We start from the raw sequence: 19354 nt of genomic DNA, 5'->3' as shown, positions 1-19354 counted from the left end.
GAGGTAATGCGCCATAATCTCTGGATGAATAATTTCGCTTCCAATGATCCGCTTGTTATTGCTGGTACTGTTTACTCATCGCGGTTGCTCACGGGCACTGGCAAGTTCAAAGACCTTGATGAGACGCGCTTAGCTACTGAGGCGGCGGGGTCTCAAATTGTTACTGTGGCGATTCGCCGGGTGAATATCGGTCAGGATCCGCATCAGCCCAATTTACTGAACGTTCTCTCTCCGGATCGCTACGCGATCCTACCCAATACGGCGGGTTGTTACACAGCTGAGGATGCGGTGCGGACTTGCCGGTTAGCGCGGGAATTGTTGGATGGACACCGGCTCACTAAGCTGGAAGTGCTTGGCGACAAAAAGACGTTGTATCCGGACGTTGTGCAAACGTTGAAAGCCGCTGAACAGTTGGTTGCCGAGGATTTTCAGGTCATGGTCTATACCAGTGACGATCCGATCTTGGCGAAGCGTCTGGAGGAGATCGGTTGTGTGGCGGTGATGCCGTTAGCTGCACCCATCGGTTCGGGGTTGGGAGTTCAGAATCGCTACAATTTGCTGGAGATTATTGAGAACGCTCAGGTCCCTATCATCGTGGATGCTGGAGTAGGGACGGCATCTGATGCGGCGATTGCGATGGAGCTTGGCTGTGATGCGGTATTAATGAATACCGCGATTGCTGGTGCGCGTGATCCGGTGTTGATGGCGAGTGCGATGCGTAAGGCTGTTGAGGCTGGACGTGAAGCGTTCCTGGCGGGACGTATCCCACGGAAGCGTTACGCTGCGGCATCCAGTCCAGTGGAGGGATTGGTTGGATGATGAATCTGCTCAGCAGCGATGGTGTCCAAGTGTTGCCTAGACCCTTCACCCTCAATGAAAGACGCCGTGAAGTGCGTAGTTTTGTATTGCGTCAGGGGCATTTTACGCCTGCTCAGAAGCGCGCTTTTGATCATTATTGGCCGCGCTTTGGTGTGGATTTTATCGGTCAGTTGCGTGATCTGGATGTTTTGTTCGGACGCAGTGCTCCGAAGGTGCTGGAGGTTGGTTTCGGTAATGGTGCTGCACTGCGTTTTGCTGCACAGCATGAGCCTAGATATGACTATATCGGTATTGAAGTGTATGCGCCGGGTGTAGGACGTTTGCTCAACGGATTGGCTGAGGATGGGAGTCGTCATGTGCGTCTGTATCACTACGATGCAGTCGAAGTGTTGAATAAGGAAATCGTTGATGGTGCGCTTGATGAGATTCGCATCTATTTTCCTGATCCATGGCACAAGAAGCGCCATCATAAGCGTCGTTTGATTCAGCCGTTATTCGCTACGCTACTCGTACGTAAGTTGCGTGTTGGCGGATGTTTGCACATGGCGACGGATTGGGCTGATTATGCTGAGCAGATGTGGGATGTGCTTGATGCCACGCCAGGATTGGTCAATCGCGCTGGCCTGCGTGGCCAAGTGCCTTGCCCCGATTGGCGAGTTCAGACGCGCTTTGAGAGGCGTGGCCAAAATCTGGGCCACAGAGTCTGGAATCTGCTCTACGATCGGGTCTGAATTCTGCCACTGGGATCACTACATCATCACTCCATGGATACTGCTTTGACGTTGACCAATGACATGAAGCTGGTGCTCGGTTTGGTCGGTTTTACGATGGCAATGTTTGTTTGGGAGCGGATACGCGCTGATGTCGTGGCGTTGATTGTGTTAGTGGTGCTTGGGACAACGGGATTGATCCCTCCGGAAGAGCTTTTCGGCGGTTTCTCCGGTAATGCCGTGATGAGCATCATCGCTACGGCGATTTTGGGTGCGGGACTGGAACGTACCGGTGCGTTGAATCGCTTAGCGGCTTGGCTGTTGCGTCGCTCGCATGGCAGTGAACGGCGGTTGTTGTTGATCACGTTGGGGGTTGCCGGACTCAACTCTCCATTTATGCAAAACACGTCGGTGATGGCGTTATATATGCCGGTTGCTGCGCGTTTAGCGGCACGTACCGGGCTGACGCTACAGCGATTATTGCTACCGATTGCTGCGATGATCGTCATGGGTGGTGCGTTGACCATGGTCGGTAATTCGCCGTTGATTTTGCTAAATGATTTGTTGCAATCGGCGAATAACAATTTGCCTTCGGGAATCGCCACTATTGAGCCGTTGCGCATGTTTGCCCCGCTGCCGATCGGCGTGGCATTACTGATTGCGGCGTTGCTTTACTTCTTTTTTTATGGTGACCGCAAGCTGATTCAAGAGGAGCAGTTGGCTAACGAAGAGGTGACTGCGGCGCGGCACGAGAGTTATTTTGCGCGTACCTACGGCATTGATGCCGATGTCTTTGAGTTGGTGGTCAATGCGGAGAGTCCACTGGTCGGTATGACTGTAGGTGAGGCTGAAACCATTCAGGGTGCGCCGCTGTTATTGGCATTGAAAACGGGTAACGACACGCGCTTGAGTCCGCCAGTGGACATGCGTATCTGGGTGGGGAGTGTGCTTGGTGCAATGGGGCCACGTCAGCAGGTGGCTGGTTTTGCAAAGAATCAATTGTTGAATGTGTCCTCGCGATTGCGTCACCTTGGTGACTTGTTCAACCCTGCATGTGCTGGGATTTGCGAGGTGGTGATCCCGCCCAATTCGCGTTTTATTGATAAAACCTCGACCGAGTTGCGTTTGCGCAAACAAATGGGGATTAGTTTGCTGGCGATCAATCGTGATAAGCATGTGATTCGGGAAGACGTGCGTAATGTGCCGCTGCGTGCCGGGGACATGCTGGTATTGCACAGTCTCTGGCAGGATTTAGCGCAAGCGGCAGAAAGCCGGGATTTTGTCCCGGTCACTGATTACCCTAAGGGTGAGCAGCGTCCGCATAAGTTCAAGATTGCGATGGCAATCTTTGCATTCACTATCTTGATTGCACTGACTGCCAAGTTGCCGGTGGCGTTGACTTTGCTGACCGGTGTGGCTTGTATGCTCGTTACTGGGGTGATCCGCATGGACGAGGCCTATACTGCAATCAGTTGGAAAACGATTTTCATGATGGCCGGATTGATCCCGCTGGGTTGGGCGATGGATAGCAGCGGCACTGCGGCTTGGGTGGCTGGACACACGATTGACCGGCTACCGCATGGAATGCCGATATGGGCGATCGAGTTGGCTATGGCACTTTTGACGACGGCGTTTTCGCTGGTGATCAGTCACGTTGGTGCAACGATTGTGATGGTTCCGATTGCGGTTAACGTCGCGTTGGCAGCAAATGGCAATCCGACGGCATTTGGCCTGATTGTGGCGCTAGCAGCGTCAAACAATCTGATGACGGTTTCCAATCCAGTAATTTCAATGGTGACTGGACCTGCCAATTATCAGCCACGCGAATTATGGAAGGTGGGCGGACCATTGTCTCTGATTTATATTGTGGTGATGGTGGTGATGATTAATTTAATGTCTCAATGGGGTGTGCTTTGAATGTGTCACCTGCATCGCTGAGTCATGATGGTGCGATTGTCTTTATGTAAGTTATTTTCTGGGGTTGATAACAGATATTTTCGTATCGCAGTATTTGTCACTCAGGATGCACCACACTCTGTGGGCTGGGTGATTGCAATGCTGGTTATGGATGCTCAGCGCGGAGATGTGCGTTTGTCTTTGATATCAATGTAATTTCCCGAGTAATGGAATCCTATTTCTGTGGGTTATTTTAAGCAGGAAGATGAATTCTCCATCTATTGGAATACTGCGCTTGTTTTATCTGATGATGGTGGGTTTTTTATTTGGAATTTGTGTGTGTCCAATCGATCAGTGGAGGATGTCTTGGTATTAATGTTGATCAGTATAAATATTAAAATTTAATATTAATTAATGAGTGAATTCAGGATTAATTTTATATAAGGGGTATGTGCGGTGAATGCTATTAGTGGTTCTAGTGGTTCTAGTGGTTCTAGTGGTTCTAGTGGTTCTAGTGGTTCATTTTTTCCCGTTGCGGTTCCGCCTCTATGATTTAAGGGGTAGATAACGCTCTATTTAAAAGTGTTTTCGCATTGTGTGGCGTCATTTTTCAAAAATAAGTTTTTAGGATGGCGGTGCCATTATTGAAAAGTATTTGTGCCTTTTTTATTGGCTGAATCATCTATCCATCCATTACTGTTTATAAAATTTACGGGGAGCAGCAGTCGCAAGGGGTGATAGGATCATCGTTTTTGCATGCATTGCCGTCGGTTGTTGGTATTGCGGTGATGTGGTGTTTCTCATGGCTCAGTGATGACAGCATCCTGTTTCTTCTGCGGATGTTGTGTCAAGTGAAGGAATAAGTGGCAGATATTTCCGGTATGGGCTTGCCGATATCTATATCTTGCTGTCGGTGAATGGATCCAATCGTCATACGACGGTTGTGCATCCTGGTTTTGAGTCTTTTATTCAAGGTGGCTATTTCTGTTCGTATGGAACAGATGAGGCGCTGCTGGATAGTTTTTTCTATCTAATGGGTCAGTCCTACTTAAATTTTTCTTTAAATGAGATTTATGTCACTTCTCATGTTCGGCTTTCTTGGGTGTGATTCTGAAGAGTTGCGATTATCTATTTTATAAAATCCATATAAAACAATTATTTATATAATAAATCGAATAATTTTCATAAATATTTTCGTAACTTATTGATTATTAAATGAGTGCGTTTGTTAAATATTGTTAAGATTTTTTTTAAAATTTCATGATGGGTGGAAAAAAGGGGGTAATCCGGGTTTTTTATGGTTTTTTGTGGTTCAATAACCCTTCGATGTGGGCTTCTTAGAGTCCTGAAGGTAATTACGACGGTGTTCCAAGGTGAGACAGCCATTACGTTGGACGATAAAGGACGCATGGTGGTCCCTGTGGTCTATCGCGATCTCATCGCGCGTATGAGTGCCAATCGTCTTGTGTTGACGTACAACCCGTTTGAGGCCGGTTGTCTTTGGTTGTATGTAGAAAAAGAGTGGGAGCGTGTTCGTGATGAGCTGATGGTCAAGCCCAATGCGCATCGTGTGGTTCGGGTACTACAGCAGAAGCTAGTTGGTTCTTCGGCACTATTGGAGTTGGATGCCAATGGACGCATTAGTGTTCCGTCCAGTCATCGGAGTGCAGTTGCTATTGAGAAAAAAGCAGTGTTGCTGGGAATGGGAGATAAGTTTGAACTTTGGAGCGAGCAGGCGCATCACGCATTGATCCAGCAGACACTCTCTGATGGTGATTTGGGCGATGGACTACTCGATCTCAGATTGTGAGTGGGGACGGATGTGTGACGAGGGGTGCTTGGATGGCTTGGCACCGCACTTGTCAATGACTCATGTCCCAGTGCTCTACACCCAGGCCATGGAAGGGTTGCGGGTGGTTGAAAACGGAACCTATTTGGATGGCACATTCGGGCGTGGAGGACACGCACGAGGGGTGCTGCAACAACTAGGCCCTGGAGGCCGACTGCTAGTGATGGATAAGGATCCAGAAGCGATCGCAATGGCTGAACGTGCGTTCAGCTGTGATCCGCGCGTGGTCATTCGTCATGGCAGCTTTGCTTTGCTCGCGCAGTTGGCTGCGCCACAGTCTTTGGATGGTGTGTTGTTTGATCTAGGAGTGTCTTCGCCGCAGTTGGATGTTCCAGAGCGTGGTTTTTCTTTTGCTAAGGATGGCCCGCTTGATATGCGCATGGATCCGGAGATGGGGGAGAGTGCGGCGCAGTGGCTGGCACGTGTCTCCGAGCGTGAAATCGCTGACGTACTTTGGACCTACGGCGAGGAAAAACAGAGCCGTCGTATTGCGCGTGCGATTGTCGCCTACCGCGCCAATCAGCCGTTGTTACGTACCGTGCAGTTGGCTGAATTAATTGCATCTGTGATGTTACGCACTAAGTTTGGTGCCTGTAAATCCAGGATTCATCCTGCGACGCGCAGTTTTCAGGGAATCCGTATCCATGTGAACCGTGAGTTGGTGGATTTGGAGGTTGGTCTTGAAGCAGCACTCGCAGCATTGCGCCCGGGTGGGCGGTTGGTCGTGATCAGTTTTCATTCACTGGAGGACCGTATCGTCAAACAGTTTATCAGTCGTCATTCCAAGGTGCCGCCTACCAATCGTCGCCTACCTGAGGTGCAGACCTTCGTGCCGTTATTACGGATGATCGGTCGTGCGATCAAGGCCGATGAGGATGAGTTGGAGGTTAACCCGCGTGCGCGCAGTGCGGTGCTTCGAGTGGCTGAGAAGTTGGATGTGTTGGGGGCGGTGCGATGAGCCGTCTGCTGTTGATTATTCTTTTGGCTTGTACGGTCGCTTCGGCGATCGGTGTGGTTTACATGCGCCATCTGCATCGAAAGTTATTCGTTGAGCTGTCCCATGCCGAGCGGGTACGTGATGATCTGAATATTGAGTTTGGTCGATTGCAGTTGGAGCAAGCGACGTGGGCCGAAGCCAATCGGGTTGATCAGGTTGCACGTGAGCGCTTAGGGATGAGATTCCCGGAAAGCAAAGAGATCGTTGTGGTGCGTCCATGAAGAACCGTAATAACCGCTTCCGCAGTCATTTCAATTTGCGTGGTCGGTTGTTGCTGGTCGGTACAGCGCTGGGCCTGTGTTCAATGACGTTGATCGCCAGTGCTGCCTACGTGCAGTTGATTAATAGTGATTTCTATCAGCGTCAGGCCCAAGCGCGCTACTTGCGTGAGCTACCGATTCCGACCTCGCGTGGAATGATTACAGATCGCAATGGTGAGCCGTTGGCGGTTTCTACGCCGGTCGAGTCGATTTGGGGAAATCCACAGGAACTATTGCGGAATCCTGATGCCATCTCGAAGTTGGCCAAGGTACTTGATGTCCCGATGGAAGAACTGCGTACTCGTTTGTTGCAGAAGGCCGATAAAGAGTTCATGTATTTGAAGCGCCGGATCAATCCTGACGTTGCACATCACGTTCTTGGGTTGCAAATTCCTGGGGTATTCGCGCAGCGTGAATTCAGGCGTTTCTACCCTCAGAGTGAGGCAATGGCGCATGTATTGGGTTTTACCAATATTGATGACCGTGGCCAGGAAGGTCTGGAGCTGTCATTTGATGATTGGTTGACAGGTAAGCCTGGTAGCAAGCGTGTGGTACGTGATGCGCGTGGCGCGATTGTGGAGAGTGTGGATGCGATCCGGTCGGCACAGCCGGGTAAGGATTTGGTGTTGACGATTGATCGTCGTATTCAATTTCTTGCTTATAAGGAACTGCGCAACGCCATTATTGAAAATCAAGCGGCTGGCGGTTCGATTGTCGTCATGGATGTGAACAATGGCGAGATTTTAGCCATGGTCAATTTGCCGACCTACAACCCTAACGCGGTGAACGGGATTAATTCTTCAGCACGGCGTAATCGTGCGGTGACGGATCTGGTTGAGCCAGGTTCGACGATGAAGCCGTTGACGGTTGCGACCGCGCTGCAAGCGGGTGTGGTGACCCCTGATACGGTCATTGATACCAATCCTGGTTATCTGTCACTGGGACGTTTTACCATCCGCGATGTGCCGCGTAATAACGGTGTGCTCAATGTGACTGGTGTGATTACGCGCAGTTCCAATATTGGTGCTGCCAAGATCGTCGCCAAGGTGCCGGACAAAACGTTCTACGAATTGGTGCAAGGTTTTGGTTACGGGACAGCGCCTCATAGCGGTTTTCCTGGTGAATCCAGCGGTGTGTTGCCTTTACCGGCACGTTGGAGCGGTACTTCCAAGACCACTATGTCTTACGGTTACGGTCTGTCTGTGACGCCGTTGCAAATTGCGCAGGCGTACGCGACGTTGGGCAATGGCGGCAAGCTAGTCCCGCCGACGTTTGTGAAAGGCCATCATGCCGAGGCACGTCAAGTCGTTGATGCCAAGGTTGCACAGCAAGTGATTGGGATGATGGAAACGGTGGTCACACGTGGAGGGGCTAAGGCCGCGGCGATCCTTGGCTACCATGTTGCTGGAAAGACGGGCACGGCGCGCAAAACGGGCGCTAATGGCTACGAATCCGGTCATTACAATGCGCTGTTTGCTGGTTTGGTACCTGCCACGCGCCCGCGTTTCGCCACGGTCATTGTGATCAACGATCCGCAGGGTAAGGCGTATTACGGTGGCTTGGTATCTGCACCCGTGTTCCATCGGGTGATGGAGGGGGCGCTACGGTTGATGGATGTGCCTCCTGACGACATTCAATCATGGTTGGCTGCGCAGGCTGCAGGAAAAACTGGGCGGACGCCACCGCGGCAGGTCGATCCCGATCCGGCATTAGTACCCGATGCTGCCGATGAGGTCGCCGCTGGTATTCCTACGACGGTGACACCATCGCCGTCTGCGATTCAGAGAGATCGCCAATGAGGCGTTCTATGCCATTGGCGCAGCTATTGCCCGATATTCCGCAAGCGCGTGATGTCGTGATCTCTGGTTTGGTGATGGATAGCCGTGAGGTGCAGCCGGGTGATGCGTTTGTCGCGGTTGCAGGGTTCGGCGTTCACGGGTTGTGTTTTATTGAGGATGCGTGTGCCAGAGGTGCTGTTGCAATTTTGTTTGAGCCGCCCGCACCGCAGGGGGTGTCAGTGCCGGATGGTGCGATTGCAGTGCATGGTTTACGTGCGCGTTTGGGTGCGATGGCGGATCGTTTCCATGGCCATCCGTCGCAGGCGATGACCATGGTGGGGGTCACTGGCACCAATGGTAAGACGTCCACTGTGCAGTTGTTGGCCCAGGCTTGGCATCGTCTGGGTGTGCGCAGTGCGACCTGTGGAACGCTCGGTGTGGGTTTGTACGATCAGCTGGTACCGACGGGTTTCACGACGCCGCTGGTATTGCAATTGCATCAGTGTCTGGGACAACTGCGTGATGATGGTGCGCAGGCGGTGGCGATGGAAGTCAGTTCCCACGCTCTTGACCAGGGACGCGTGGATGGCGTGCATTATGACGTTGCGGTGTTCACCAATCTGACGCGCGATCATCTTGATTATCACGGTGACATGGAGCACTACGGTGAGGCTAAGGCTCGCTTGTTCGCGCATCAGGATGTGCAGGCGGCGGTGATCAATGTGGATGATCTTTTCGGTTTGCGTCTGTTACATGGTTTGGCCAATGGGGTGCGGCGGGTTGGAGTCAGCGTGTGTGGTCACACGGATGCAGATGTGATGGCGCAGCATCTGAGTCTGAATCTTCAGGGTATCGGGTTTGATCTTGTCATCGGTGCGGATCGTGCGCCGGTGCGTTCACCTCTGATGGGACGTTTCAACGTTGATAATTTGCTTACGGTAGCAGGTGTTCTTTATGCGCTGGATTACGCGCTGTCTGAGATTGCTGCGGTGCTGTCGACGTTGCGGCCGATTCATGGCCGGATGAATCGTTTGGGTGGTCAGGATGGGCAGCCTGTGGTGGTGGTTGATTACGCGCATACCCCTGATGCGCTGGGGCAGGTGTTGTCCAGTTTGAGTAGCCACGTATGCGGTCGTTTGATTTGTGTGTTTGGCTGTGGCGGTGAGCGCGATAGGGGTAAACGTTCACAGATGGCTGTTATTGCCGAGAGTAACGCCGATGTTGTGTTGGTGACCGATGATAATCCGCGTGGTGAGGATGGTGATGGCATTGTTGCTGACATTCTGGCCGGTTTTGTGCGTCCCAACCTCGTAAAAGTGCAGCGTGACCGTTCTGCTGCGATTGCGGCAGCCATTGGTATAGCCAGTGCAGGGGATGTTGTGTTGATTGCTGGCAAAGGTCACGAGCGATATCAGGAGGTTGCTGGGGTGCGTCATCCGTTCGATGACACTGAGGTTGCTATGCGTGTGCTGGCAGCAATGTCGGCCCAGGAGACTGTCCGATGAGATCTATGCCACTTTCGTTAATTGCGTACTGGACCGGTGGTTATCTGCACGGTGAGGATGTCAGGGTGTGTGCAATTGGTCATGACACCCGTGCGCTGGATGTTGGCGTGTTGTATGTGGCGTTGCGAGGCCAGCGTTTCGATGCGCATCTATTCTGCGCCGAAGCGGTGGCACGTGGTGCGGCGGGGGTATTGGTTGATCACGTCTTGCCAGAGTTGGATGTTCCTCAGGTCGTTGTGGCCGATACTGAGCGCGCGCTTGCGGCGATTGCTTCAGCCTTGCAGCGTGACCGGACATCTTTTGTGTTGGCATTGACTGGGTCCAATGGAAAAACCAGTGTTAAGGCAATGCTTGTATCCATTTTGGAGCATGCTGCGGCACAGAGTAGTACGGTGGTCTATGCGAGTTCTGGTAACTGCAACAATGAGATTGGCCTGCCGTTGGCAGTGATTGCCGCGCCCGATAATGCCGATTTTGCGGTGTATGAGATGGGTGCGGGCAAGTTGGGCGACATCGGTTATTTGACTGACATCGTTACGCCGGATGTGGCGTTGGTTAATAACATCGCACCGGCGCACTTGGAGCGCATGGGGAGCTTGCTTGGTGTGGCGCGTACCAAAGGTGAGATCTATGCCGCGTTGCGGCCTGGTGGTACTGCTGTGATCAATATGGATGATGCGTTTGCTTTGTGGTTTGAGCAGCAGTGTGTTCCGGCTGGTTGTGCTGTGTTGCGGTTCGGTTTGCAGGCAACTGCTGACGTTACTGCGTATAGCCTGCAATTCAGTGAGGACAGTGTGCGTTTTGTACTTGTGACGCCACAGGGGGAGGTGCCGGTGTGCTTGGCGCTGTCTGGGCGTCACAATGTGTGTAATGCGCTGGCAGCGGCAGCAATGGCGTTGGTTGCTGGTATTCCTTTGTCGCAGATTGCGGCTGGTCTTGGTTTGGCTCGGTCGGTGGCCGGTCGCCAAGTTGCGCATGCTTTACCCGGTGGTGCGGTATTGATTGATGATAGTTACAACGCCAATCCTGGGTCGCTGGATGTGGCAATCGATACGTTGACGGCTGCTTCCGGCCCAGGATGGTTGGTGCTTGGCGATATGCTCGAGCTTGGTTTGGAGGGGGTGGCGCTGCATGCCGCTGCTGGACGTCGTGCACGTCAAGCCAAAGTAGCCCGTTTATATGCACTGGGTGAGTTGAGTGCAGTTGCAGCGCGGGAGTTTGGTGAGGGTGGACATGTGTTTGCCGATCATGATGCGTTGGCTGCGGTGTTGTGGGATGACTTGATGCATGTACCAGGTGGGGTGCCGCCGCGGGTGCTTGTGAAGGGGTCGCGGGGTAGTGCGATGGACAAAATTGTGGGCGCTCTGTTGTCGAGTGCGGAGGGCGTAGCGCATGTTGTTTGAGTTTGCCCGTTGGTTGCAGCAATTTGAAAGTTTGTTTGGGTTGTTCAATTACCTGACGTTCCGCAGCATTTTGGCGGCATTGACTGCATTGTTTTTGTCGCTGTGGATCGGGCCGGTATTGATCCAGAAGTTGTCCCAGTTTAAGGGGGGGCAGCCGATCCGTCAGGATGGCCCGAAGATGCATTTTTCTAAAGCTGGCACGCCGACGATGGGCGGTTCGCTGATTTTGATGACAGTGACGTTGTCGGTGTTGTTATGGGGGGATTTGCGTAATCGCTATGTGTGGTTGGTTTTGGTGGTTATGTTGGCTTTTGGGGCGATTGGTTGGTACGACGATTGGATCAAGCTTGCGAGGCGTGATCCGAATGGTCTGAAATCGCGTTGGAAGTATTTGTTGCAGTCGATCTTTGGTTTAGCTGCTGGCTTGTTTCTTTACTTTACTGCTGATGTGCCGGCGGCAGTCACTTTCTATATCCCTATGTTCAAGTCGATCGCATTGCCGTTGACCAGCATTAGTTTTGTGGCGATCACTTATTTTTGGATTGTTGGTTTTTCCAACGCGGTTAATTTGACGGATGGTTTAGATGGGTTGGCGATTATGCCAACGGTGTTGGTGGCGTGTGCATTAGGGGTATTTGCTTACGCTTCGGGGAATACCTTGTTTTCCAGTTATCTGAAGATTCCCACGATTCCCGGTGCTGGCGATTTAATCATTATCTGTGCGGCTATTGCTGGAGCGGGTCTTGGTTTTTTGTGGTTTAACGCGTATCCGGCGATGGTGTTCATGGGGGATATCGGTGCTCTGGCATTGGGTGCGGTACTTGGCACGATTGCGGTAATTGTGCGTCAGGAGTTGGTATTAGTGGTGATGGGTGGTGTGTTTGTCATTGAGACGTTGTCGGTCATTATTCAGGTCACCAGTTTCAAGTTGACCGGCAAGCGGGTGTTTCGTATGGCGCCGATTCACCATCATTTTGAGTTGAAGGGGTGGCCGGAGCCGCGCGTGATTGTGCGTTTCTGGATTATCTCGGTGGTGTTGGTGTTGGTTGGTCTTGCGACGTTGAAGGTGCGCTGATGAACGTTTTTATGCCACAGACAGCGCGATTCGAGGTAATGAGAGGTTCTTACGATCCGTGGCTTTTGGGTGCTGCCGTGGCTTTGGCTTCGCTCGGTGTGGTGATGGTGGCTTCCAGTTCGATCGAGCTGACGGATAGTCCGTTTTATTATCTGATTCGGCACTTGGTGTCTTTGAGTATCGGTGTTTGTTTAGCTTTTTTGGTGATGCGTACTGAGCTTAAGAAGGTGGAACAGTACAACCGTGTGCTTCTTTTGATCTGCTTTGTGTTGCTGTTATTGGTATTTGTGCCGGGATTGGGTAGCAGTGTTAATGGTGCCAAGCGCTGGATTAATTTGGGTGTGTCTAAGTTCCAGACGGTTGAGGCGGTGAAGGTGTTGTATGTTGTTTGGTTGTCCAGTTATCTGGTGCGCTTCCGTGACGATGTCAATGCGACTTGGCCGGCGATGCTGAAGCCGTTGAGTGTGGTTGCTCTGCTGATTGGTTTGTTGTTGATGCAGCCTGATTTTGGTTCTTCAACGTTATTGTTAGGCATTACCGCAGGGATGTTGGTATTGGGTGGGGTGAATCTGCCAAAGATGTCGATGCCGATTCTTGCGGCGCTGGTGGCGCTCATCGCACTCGTGGTGTTTGAGCCATACCGGATGCGTCGTATGACGTCATTCATGGATCCGTGGGCTGATCAACGTGGTTCCGGTTATCAGTTGTCTAATGCGTTGATGGCGGTGGGTCGTGGTGAGTGGTTCGGCGTGGGGCTGGGTGCCTCTGTGCAGAAGCTCAATTATTTGCCTGAGTCGCATACTGATTTCATTTTTTCGGTGATTGCAGAAGAGCTGGGTTTCGTCGGGGTATGCAGTGTGATCGCGTTGTATACATTGCTGGTTGGACGTGCGTTCTGGCTGGGGATGCGTTGTGTGGAGATGCGGCGTCATTTTTCAGGTTATGTGGCTTTAGGGATTGCGTTGTGGATCAGTTTGCAGAGTTTCGTTTCGATCGCTGTCAATCTGGGTATGTTGCCAACGAAGGGTTTGACGTTGCCGCTGGTCTCTTCCGGAGGTTCGTCGGTACTGATGACCTGTGTTGCGGTGGGATTGTTGCTACGTGTTTCTTACGAGGCTGATCGGGCGGATCGATTGCGCAAAAAATTGATGTCTGGTGCGGATGATATGTTGCTGCACGAGGTTGTTGGTGCTCCATTGGCCGCATCGCAGCAGGTGGGGGGAAGTCAGATGCGCTCCCGCGTGGCATCGGTGTTTGGGAAGGTGCTATGAGCATAGTGGTCCAATCTGCGGTGACGCACTTTCGCCCCGTCATGATTTTGGCTGGTGGTACCGGTGGTCATATTTTCCCTGGTTTGGCGGTGGCAGGTGTGTTGCGTGCCCGTGGTGTACCAGTGGTATGGCTGGGCGCAGCCGGAAAAATGGAAACGCATTTAGTACCAAAGCACGGTATTGAAATACAGACCATTGCCGTTTCCGGTGTGCGTGGTCATGGCATGTTGGCTTTGCTTGGTGCGCCTGTGCGTGTGTTACCTGCAATTTTTGCTGCCATGCGGGTATTACGTCGGTATCGCCCACGTGTGGTGGTCAGTTTTGGTGGTTTCGCGGCAGGTCCTGGTGGTATTGCAGCACGTTTGATGGGTCTGCCTCTGATTGTGCACGAGCAGAATCGTGCGCCTGGAATGACTAATAGGGTTTTGGCACGTGTTGCGAGACGTGTTCTATCTGGTTTTCCGGGCAGTTTTGTTGCTGAGGAGGTGGTGGGGAATCCAGTGCGTAAGGACATTGCTGCGCTGCCCGCACCAGGAGTACGTTTTGCTGGCCGCAGTGGTCCGGTGCGCTTGTTAGTGCTTGGGGGCAGTCAGGGGGCACGTGTAATGAATAATGCGTTGCCGGTGGTGTTGCGGGTGTTGTCTGATTCTGATGTGGCTGTGGAGGTGCGTCATCAGTGTGGCGAAGCGCTGCGTGCTGAAACGGAGGGTGCCTATGCATATGCAGGTGTGGCTGCGCGTGTTGAACCGTTTATTAGTGATATGGCTGCAGCGTATTCCTGGGCCGATTTAGTGGTGTGTCGTGCCGGTGCCTCAACGTTGGCTGAGTTGTGTGCAGCCGGTGTTGGGAGTGTGTTGATACCTTTTCCTGCGGCGGTGGATGATCACCAGAGGCGCAATGCGGAATATCTGGTTGCTGCTGGTGCTGCGTTGTTGTTGCAGCAGCAGGACCGTGCATTTTATGTCTATCTAGAGTCGGTGTTGCGTGATTTGTTGTCTAATCCAATGCGTCGCTTGGCGATGGCTGAGGCTGCACGTGGATTGGCTAAATCTGATGCTGCCGAGTGTATTGCTGAAATTATTCTTAAGGAATCGATATGAGGCGTGGAGTCGTTTCCAAAATGGTTGGGTGTCGTGCTCAAAGTGAGTGCTGTTTGTGATTCGTCGTCTTCAAGACAATGGCGATTTGATCCGTGCTTTCCCACGTGTGCATTTTGTGGGTATTGGTGGTGCTGGGATGACGGGTATTGCTGAGGTGATGTTGACGTTGGGTTACGAGGTATCCGGTTCTGATAATGCCGATAATGCCGCGACTCGACGTTTAGCGACACTGGGTGCACGGGTGATGCGTGGTCATTCAGCAGCTAATGTGCTTGGTACAGATTGTGTGGTGGTATCAAGTGCGATTCGCGAAGATAACCCGGAGTTGATGGAGGCGCGTAGTCAGCGTATTCCAATTATGCCGCGTGCGGCGATGTTGGCTGAGTTGATGCGTTTTCGCCACGGTATTGCTGTTGCCGGTACACACGGTAAGACAACGACGACGAGTTTGATTGCGGCAGTGCTCAGTGAGGGAGGGTTAGATCCGACGTTTGTCATTGGTGGTCAGTTGCTTGCTGCTGGTGCTAACGCCAAGCTCGGCGCTGGTCAATGGTTGGTGGTCGAGGCGGATGAAAGCGATGGCAGTTTTCTGCGTTTGAATCCGCTTGTGGCGGTGGTTACCAATATTGATGCTGATCATTTGGAAAATTATGGGAATGATTTTTCCAGGATAAAAGATGCGTTTACGGAGTTTTTGCAGCGTCTGCCGTTTTATGGGTTGGCATTGTTGTGCCTTGATGATCCAGAGGTGGCCGAGTTGGTGGGCAAGGCGAGACGTCATGTGATGACTTATGGGATTGATGCTGCTGCTGATGTGCGTGCCGAAGATGTGGTTCAAGATGGTGCACGGATGTGTTTCACGCTGTGTCTTCCTGAGGGCAAGGTTATTCCGGTGACGCTGGCGTTGCCGGGGCGTCATAACGTACTCAATGCGTTGGCTGCTTCTGCGGTCGGGTGGCAGTTGGGTGTGCCGCCAGAGGTGATTGGGCGTGCATTGAAGAGTTTTGTTGGTATCGGGCGTCGCTTCAATGATTTGGGGGATGTCGCTATTGGAAATGGTGCATGTGTTCGTTTGATTGATGATTACGGGCATCATCCGCGTGAGTTAGAGGCGGTGTTTGCAGCTGCGCGAGGGGGGTGGCCGGATAAGCGGTTGGTGGTTGCGTTTCAGCCGCATCGTTACAGTCGTACTCGCGATCAGTTTGATGCGTTTGCTGCGGTGTTGAGCAGTGTTGATGCGCTGGTATTGAGTGAGGTTTATCCGGCTGGTGAAGTGCCGATCCCGGGGGCTGATGCTAAGGCGCTGGCGCGTGCGATCCGCGCGCGGGGACGCAGTGAGCCTGTCGTGGTGGGTCAAGTGGCTAGTTTGATTGATGTGTTGCCGGATGTGTTACAGGAGGGGGATTTGCTGTTGATGATGGGTGCTGGCGATATTGGTTCCATCGCGCAGCGGATTGTTCATGATGGTTTTGTCTTTGGAGAGGTTTAAATATGGGTATGAGCATATTTTCACTGTCTCCACGGTATACGGATCCGGCGGTGTTTGGTCGTGTTGCAGTGTTATTAGGGGGGACGTCTGCTGAGCGTGAGGTGTCTTTGCTTTCAGGTCGTAATGTGTTGGAAGTATTGCGCATGCGCGGTGTTGATGCTCAGTCGGTAGATGGGGTTCCGGCACTCGCTCAGGCGCTGGTGGAACGGCGTTTTGATCGTGTGTTCAATGTGTTGCACGGTCATAATGGCGGTGGTGAGGATGGTGTGGTGCAGGGGTTGATGCAGGCTTTTGGTGTGCCGTATACAGGTTCGGATGTGCTTGGTTCAGCGTTGAGTATGGATAAGGTGCGCACTAAACAGGTTTGGCTTGCGCTGGGTTTGCCGACGCCGCGTTATGCGAGTTTGAGTGTGTGTGCCACTGCTGTTGAGGTGCGTAAGGCGGTTGAGATGCTAGGTTTTCCGGTGATTATTAAGCCGGCTAAAGAAGGGTCTAGTGTTGGTGTCAGTCGTGTGTTTGCACTGGAGCATTTGGAGGAGGCGGTTGCTTTAGCGGCGCGTTACGAGGGTGAGTTGCTGATGGAGCAGTTGATCGAAGGGGATGAATTGACGGTGTCGATTCTTGATGAAATGGCGTTGCCCTCAATTCGGATCGTTCCTCAGGGGCAGTGGTATGACTATAACGCGAAGTATCTTGCTGAAGACACGCAGTATGTGTGCCCGGGTTTGGATGATGTTGCTGAGGCTGAAATCGCTCAACTTGCGTTGGCTGCATTCCATAGTGTTGGTTGTCGTGGTTGGGGTCGTGTGGATGTGATGCGCGAGCGCGGCAGTGGGCGCTTTTTCTTATTGGAAGTCAATACTGCTCCTGGAATGACGACTCACTCGTTAGTGCCAAAGGCAGCGAGTCAGTTGGGTATGGGTTTTGATGATTTGGTGTGGCGGATTCTGGAGCAGACTTTATGAGTTGCTTTGGTATCCGTATGGATGGGAGGCAGGACGGCTGTGCATTTGTTGCTGGAAGTACGGTAATGGTGGTGTCTTGTGTATCGTCCGCTTGGAGTGTCGTGGTATGAACGTTGTTCTACGCATTTTGGCTTGGTTGTTGGCGGTGGGGTTAGTGGTGCTGCCCGTGGTCGCTGTGCTCAATGGTTGGGTGGGTGCTGAGCGTTGGCCGTTGGCTAAGTTGCGTGTCAGCGGGGATTTTAAGCGTGTTTCAGCGGAGGAGCTGCGTGCAGTGGTATTGCCTTATGTGCGCTCTGGTTTCTTTGCGGTGCGGTTGCCGCAGGTCCAGGATGCCGTTGAGCGTCTGCCATGGGTGGAGCGTGCTCATGTCAGTAAGCGTTGGCCAGATGTGTTGGAAGTCAGTGTTGTGGAGCATCAGCCATTCGCGCGTTGGGGGAGTGACCGTATGTTGTCCGAGCAGGGGCGGTTGTTTCCGGTGCCGGGGGGGCTCAAGAATCTGAAGTTGCCTCAGCTTGGGGGGCCAGATATGAAGGTCCGTGATGTGGTGGCGCTTTATAAGGCTTCGTCTGCGCTGTTTGCGTCGACTGGGTTGGATGTGAGTTGGTTGCAGATGGATGCGCGGGGAAGTTGGTCTTTAGGGTTAAGTAATGGGTTGCAGATTTTTGTTGGTCGTGATGATGCAAGGGCACGATTGGAACGTTTTGCTCGCGTGTTGCCGCAGTTGTTGGATCCGCAGCGTCCGGTTGTGCGCGCTGATTTGCGTTACACCAATGGGTTCACTGTCGTGCGTGGTCAGGCGTCTGTTGCTTTGGGTGTGGAGGGCAGGTTGTCTGAAGCGGTGTTCGTTTCTGTATTGCAGCGGGTGACGTCGTCCGTGCAGTGTGGCTGGCAGCGGTTCATGGCGTTTCAGTCCGTATTCCCTATCTACGGATTTAGTACATGAATCGTAAAGGTGAGAAATCATTGATTGTCGGATTGGATATTGGTACTTCCAAAGTGGTTGCGTTGGTTGGTGAGTATTCACAGGGCAATCTAATTGAGGTGATTGGTATCGGTTCCCATGAATCCAGGGGGATTAAGCGGGGTGTGGTGGTGGATATTGAGTCTACGGTGCAGTCGATTCAACGCGCTGTTGAGGAAGCGGAGTTGATGGCTGGTTGTGAGATTCGATCGGTATACGCTTCAATTTCAGGGAATCATGTGCAATGTAAAAATTCGCAAGGCATTGCGCCGATCCGTGATGGTGAGGTGACTTGGAATGATTTGGAGCGGGTGCTTGATGCGGCCAAGGCGGTGGCCATCCCGGCGGATCAACGTATTTTGCATGCGATTCCGCGCGAGTATGTGTTGGATGATTCACAGGAAGGTATTCGTAATCCCGTCGGGATGACCGGTGTGCGCCTTGAGGTGCATGCGCATTTGGTGGTGTGTGCGCAATCCGCTGCGGCCAACATCATCAAATGTGTACATAAGTGTGGTTTGCAGGTGGACGATTTGGTGTTGTCTTCTTTAGGGTCTGCTGTCGCGGTCTTGACATCCGATGAGCGTGAGTTGGGTGTGGTATTGGTTGATATTGGCGCTGGTACCACGGATTTAGCGGTGTATGTGCATGGGGCGATTTGCCATACGGCTTCTTTGCCGATTGCTGGTGATCACGTGACCAACGATATTGCGCATATGTTGCGTACTCCAACGCCGGAGGCTGAGCAGATTAAGGTGCGTTATGCCTGTGCGTTGGCTCAAATGGCAATGGCTGAGGAGTCTATCCAGGTGCCGTCGGTAGGTGATCGTCCACCACGGCGTATGCCCCGTGCTTCATTGGCACAGGCTGTGCAAGGGCGTTATGAGGAAATCTTTGAGATGGTGCAGGCTGAATTGCGTCGTTCTGGATTCGAGGAGTTGGTCCGTGCAGGCATGGTCCTGACGGGTGGAGCTTCGAAGATGGAGGGTGTCGTTGAGTTGGCTGAGGAAATGTTGCAAATGCCGGTGCGTGTCGGCATTCCACAGCATGTCACTGGTTTGGGTGAAGTGGTTGGTAATCCTGTACATGCTTCTGGCGTGGGGTTATTGCTGATGGGCAGTCAGATGGAACGCCCGCGTCGTCCATCGTTACCGACTGGGCGAGTGGGTGCTTTTTTCAAGAAGTTGAAGAATTGGTATCGGGGAGAATTTTAATCGGTTGATGGAAAAAGCCGGTTTTTTCGCAAGTGTAATAGCAAGGGCATGGATAGGCGCCG

General features: G+C 52.4%; 15 protein-coding genes and 1 pseudogene. All 16 read left to right on the top strand.

Features of this window, described 5'->3' with window-relative positions:
* Window positions 1-24: 24 nt before the first annotated feature.
* The 16 genes and pseudogenes from F7G16_RS10350 (at window position 25) to ftsA (ending at window position 19292) form a co-directional block, all read left to right on the top strand.
* Window positions 25-819, top strand: a complete 795-nt coding sequence (locus tag F7G16_RS10350; protein WP_004090471.1) for a thiazole synthase — start codon at window positions 25-27, stop codon at window positions 817-819.
* Window positions 816-1550, top strand: a complete 735-nt coding sequence (trmB, locus tag F7G16_RS10345) for a tRNA (guanosine(46)-N7)-methyltransferase TrmB (protein ID WP_004090474.1) — start codon at window positions 816-818, stop codon at window positions 1548-1550. Before F7G16_RS10350 ends, trmB begins: the two co-directional genes overlap by 4 nt.
* Before the next feature lie 33 nt (window positions 1551-1583).
* Entirely contained in the window at window positions 1584-3446 is a 1863-nt protein-coding gene (locus F7G16_RS10340) for an SLC13 family permease (protein WP_004090475.1), read from the top strand.
* A 1333-nt stretch (window positions 3447-4779) separates the two neighbouring features.
* Window positions 4780-5235 (top strand): division/cell wall cluster transcriptional repressor MraZ, encoded by a 456-nt coding sequence (locus tag F7G16_RS10330; protein WP_100206164.1) that lies wholly within the window; start codon window positions 4780-4782, stop codon window positions 5233-5235.
* A gap of 10 nt (window positions 5236-5245) precedes the next feature.
* The gene (gene rsmH, locus F7G16_RS10325; protein ID WP_012382751.1) at window positions 5246-6232 is read left to right on the top strand and encodes a 16S rRNA (cytosine(1402)-N(4))-methyltransferase RsmH; all 987 of its coding nucleotides are present in this window, start codon (window positions 5246-5248) and stop codon (window positions 6230-6232) included.
* Window positions 6229-6492: a cell division protein FtsL gene (gene ftsL, locus F7G16_RS10320; RefSeq protein ID WP_004084487.1), complete on the top strand. Its 264-nt coding sequence runs from the start codon at window positions 6229-6231 to the stop codon at window positions 6490-6492. The genes rsmH and ftsL overlap by 4 nt, the downstream gene beginning before the upstream one ends.
* On the top strand, window positions 6489-8330 hold the full coding sequence (locus F7G16_RS10315; RefSeq protein WP_004090480.1) for a peptidoglycan D,D-transpeptidase FtsI family protein: 1842 nt from the start codon (window positions 6489-6491) through the stop codon (window positions 8328-8330). Before ftsL ends, F7G16_RS10315 begins: the two co-directional genes overlap by 4 nt.
* A complete protein-coding gene (locus F7G16_RS10310; RefSeq protein ID WP_011098288.1) occupies window positions 8327-9814 on the top strand; it encodes a UDP-N-acetylmuramoyl-L-alanyl-D-glutamate--2,6-diaminopimelate ligase in 1488 nt (495 codons plus the stop codon). The genes F7G16_RS10315 and F7G16_RS10310 overlap by 4 nt, the downstream gene beginning before the upstream one ends.
* Window positions 9811-11217 carry a UDP-N-acetylmuramoyl-tripeptide--D-alanyl-D-alanine ligase gene (locus F7G16_RS10305; protein ID WP_004090484.1) on the top strand — a complete coding sequence of 469 codons (1407 nt, stop codon included), beginning with the start codon at window positions 9811-9813 and terminating at the stop codon, window positions 11215-11217. Before F7G16_RS10310 ends, F7G16_RS10305 begins: the two co-directional genes overlap by 4 nt.
* Window positions 11207-12292, top strand: coding sequence for a phospho-N-acetylmuramoyl-pentapeptide-transferase (mraY, locus tag F7G16_RS10300; protein ID WP_004084478.1), 1086 nt, complete (start codon window positions 11207-11209; stop codon window positions 12290-12292). Before F7G16_RS10305 ends, mraY begins: the two co-directional genes overlap by 11 nt.
* A complete protein-coding gene (gene ftsW, locus F7G16_RS10295) occupies window positions 12292-13563 on the top strand; it encodes a putative lipid II flippase FtsW (protein WP_011098287.1) in 1272 nt (423 codons plus the stop codon). The genes mraY and ftsW overlap by 1 nt, the downstream gene beginning before the upstream one ends.
* A complete protein-coding gene (murG, locus tag F7G16_RS10290; RefSeq protein ID WP_012382750.1) occupies window positions 13560-14663 on the top strand; it encodes an undecaprenyldiphospho-muramoylpentapeptide beta-N-acetylglucosaminyltransferase in 1104 nt (367 codons plus the stop codon). Before ftsW ends, murG begins: the two co-directional genes overlap by 4 nt.
* 55 nt (window positions 14664-14718) lie before the next feature.
* Window positions 14719-16152 (top strand): UDP-N-acetylmuramate--L-alanine ligase, encoded by a 1434-nt coding sequence (gene murC, locus F7G16_RS10285; RefSeq protein WP_004090503.1) that lies wholly within the window; start codon window positions 14719-14721, stop codon window positions 16150-16152.
* A 2-nt stretch (window positions 16153-16154) separates the two neighbouring features.
* Window positions 16155-17117, top strand: coding sequence for a D-alanine--D-alanine ligase (locus tag F7G16_RS10280; protein ID WP_004090506.1), 963 nt, complete (start codon window positions 16155-16157; stop codon window positions 17115-17117).
* Window positions 17118-17223: 106 nt separating this feature from the next.
* Window positions 17224-17907 (top strand): annotated as a pseudogene (locus F7G16_RS10275) (cell division protein FtsQ/DivIB); the annotation flags it as partial.
* 149 nt (window positions 17908-18056) lie between these two features.
* The gene (gene ftsA, locus F7G16_RS10270) at window positions 18057-19292 is read left to right on the top strand and encodes a cell division protein FtsA (protein WP_004090510.1); all 1236 of its coding nucleotides are present in this window, start codon (window positions 18057-18059) and stop codon (window positions 19290-19292) included.
* Window positions 19293-19354 lie beyond the last annotated feature (62 nt).

Source organism: Xylella fastidiosa, assembly GCF_011801475.1.
GTDB lineage: Bacteria > Pseudomonadota > Gammaproteobacteria > Xanthomonadales > Xanthomonadaceae > Xylella > Xylella fastidiosa.
Note: the sequence above shows the minus strand (reverse complement) of the source record. Positions and strands in the feature narration are given on the sequence as shown.

Excerpts from the sequence above, each read along its gene's own strand:
- F7G16_RS10280 (WP_004090506.1), top strand. The coding sequence starts at position 16,155 with ATGGGTATGAGCATATTTTCACTGTCTCCACGGTATACGGATCCGGCG.
- ftsL (WP_004084487.1), top strand. The coding sequence starts at position 6,229 with ATGAGCCGTCTGCTGTTGATTATTCTTTTGGCTTGTACGGTCGCTTCG.
- ftsW (WP_011098287.1), top strand. The coding sequence starts at position 12,292 with ATGAACGTTTTTATGCCACAGACAGCGCGATTCGAGGTAATGAGAGGT.
- mraY (WP_004084478.1), top strand. The coding sequence starts at position 11,207 with ATGTTGTTTGAGTTTGCCCGTTGGTTGCAGCAATTTGAAAGTTTGTTT.
- F7G16_RS10305 (WP_004090484.1), top strand. The coding sequence starts at position 9,811 with ATGAGATCTATGCCACTTTCGTTAATTGCGTACTGGACCGGTGGTTAT.
- rsmH (WP_012382751.1), top strand. The coding sequence starts at position 5,246 with ATGTGTGACGAGGGGTGCTTGGATGGCTTGGCACCGCACTTGTCAATG.
- ftsA (WP_004090510.1), top strand. The coding sequence starts at position 18,057 with ATGAATCGTAAAGGTGAGAAATCATTGATTGTCGGATTGGATATTGGT.
- F7G16_RS10315 (WP_004090480.1), top strand. The coding sequence starts at position 6,489 with ATGAAGAACCGTAATAACCGCTTCCGCAGTCATTTCAATTTGCGTGGT.
- F7G16_RS10310 (WP_011098288.1), top strand. The coding sequence starts at position 8,327 with ATGAGGCGTTCTATGCCATTGGCGCAGCTATTGCCCGATATTCCGCAA.
- F7G16_RS10350 (WP_004090471.1), top strand. The coding sequence starts at position 25 with ATGAATAATTTCGCTTCCAATGATCCGCTTGTTATTGCTGGTACTGTT.
- trmB (WP_004090474.1), top strand. The coding sequence starts at position 816 with ATGATGAATCTGCTCAGCAGCGATGGTGTCCAAGTGTTGCCTAGACCC.
- murG (WP_012382750.1), top strand. The coding sequence starts at position 13,560 with ATGAGCATAGTGGTCCAATCTGCGGTGACGCACTTTCGCCCCGTCATG.
- F7G16_RS10340 (WP_004090475.1), top strand. The coding sequence starts at position 1,584 with ATGGATACTGCTTTGACGTTGACCAATGACATGAAGCTGGTGCTCGGT.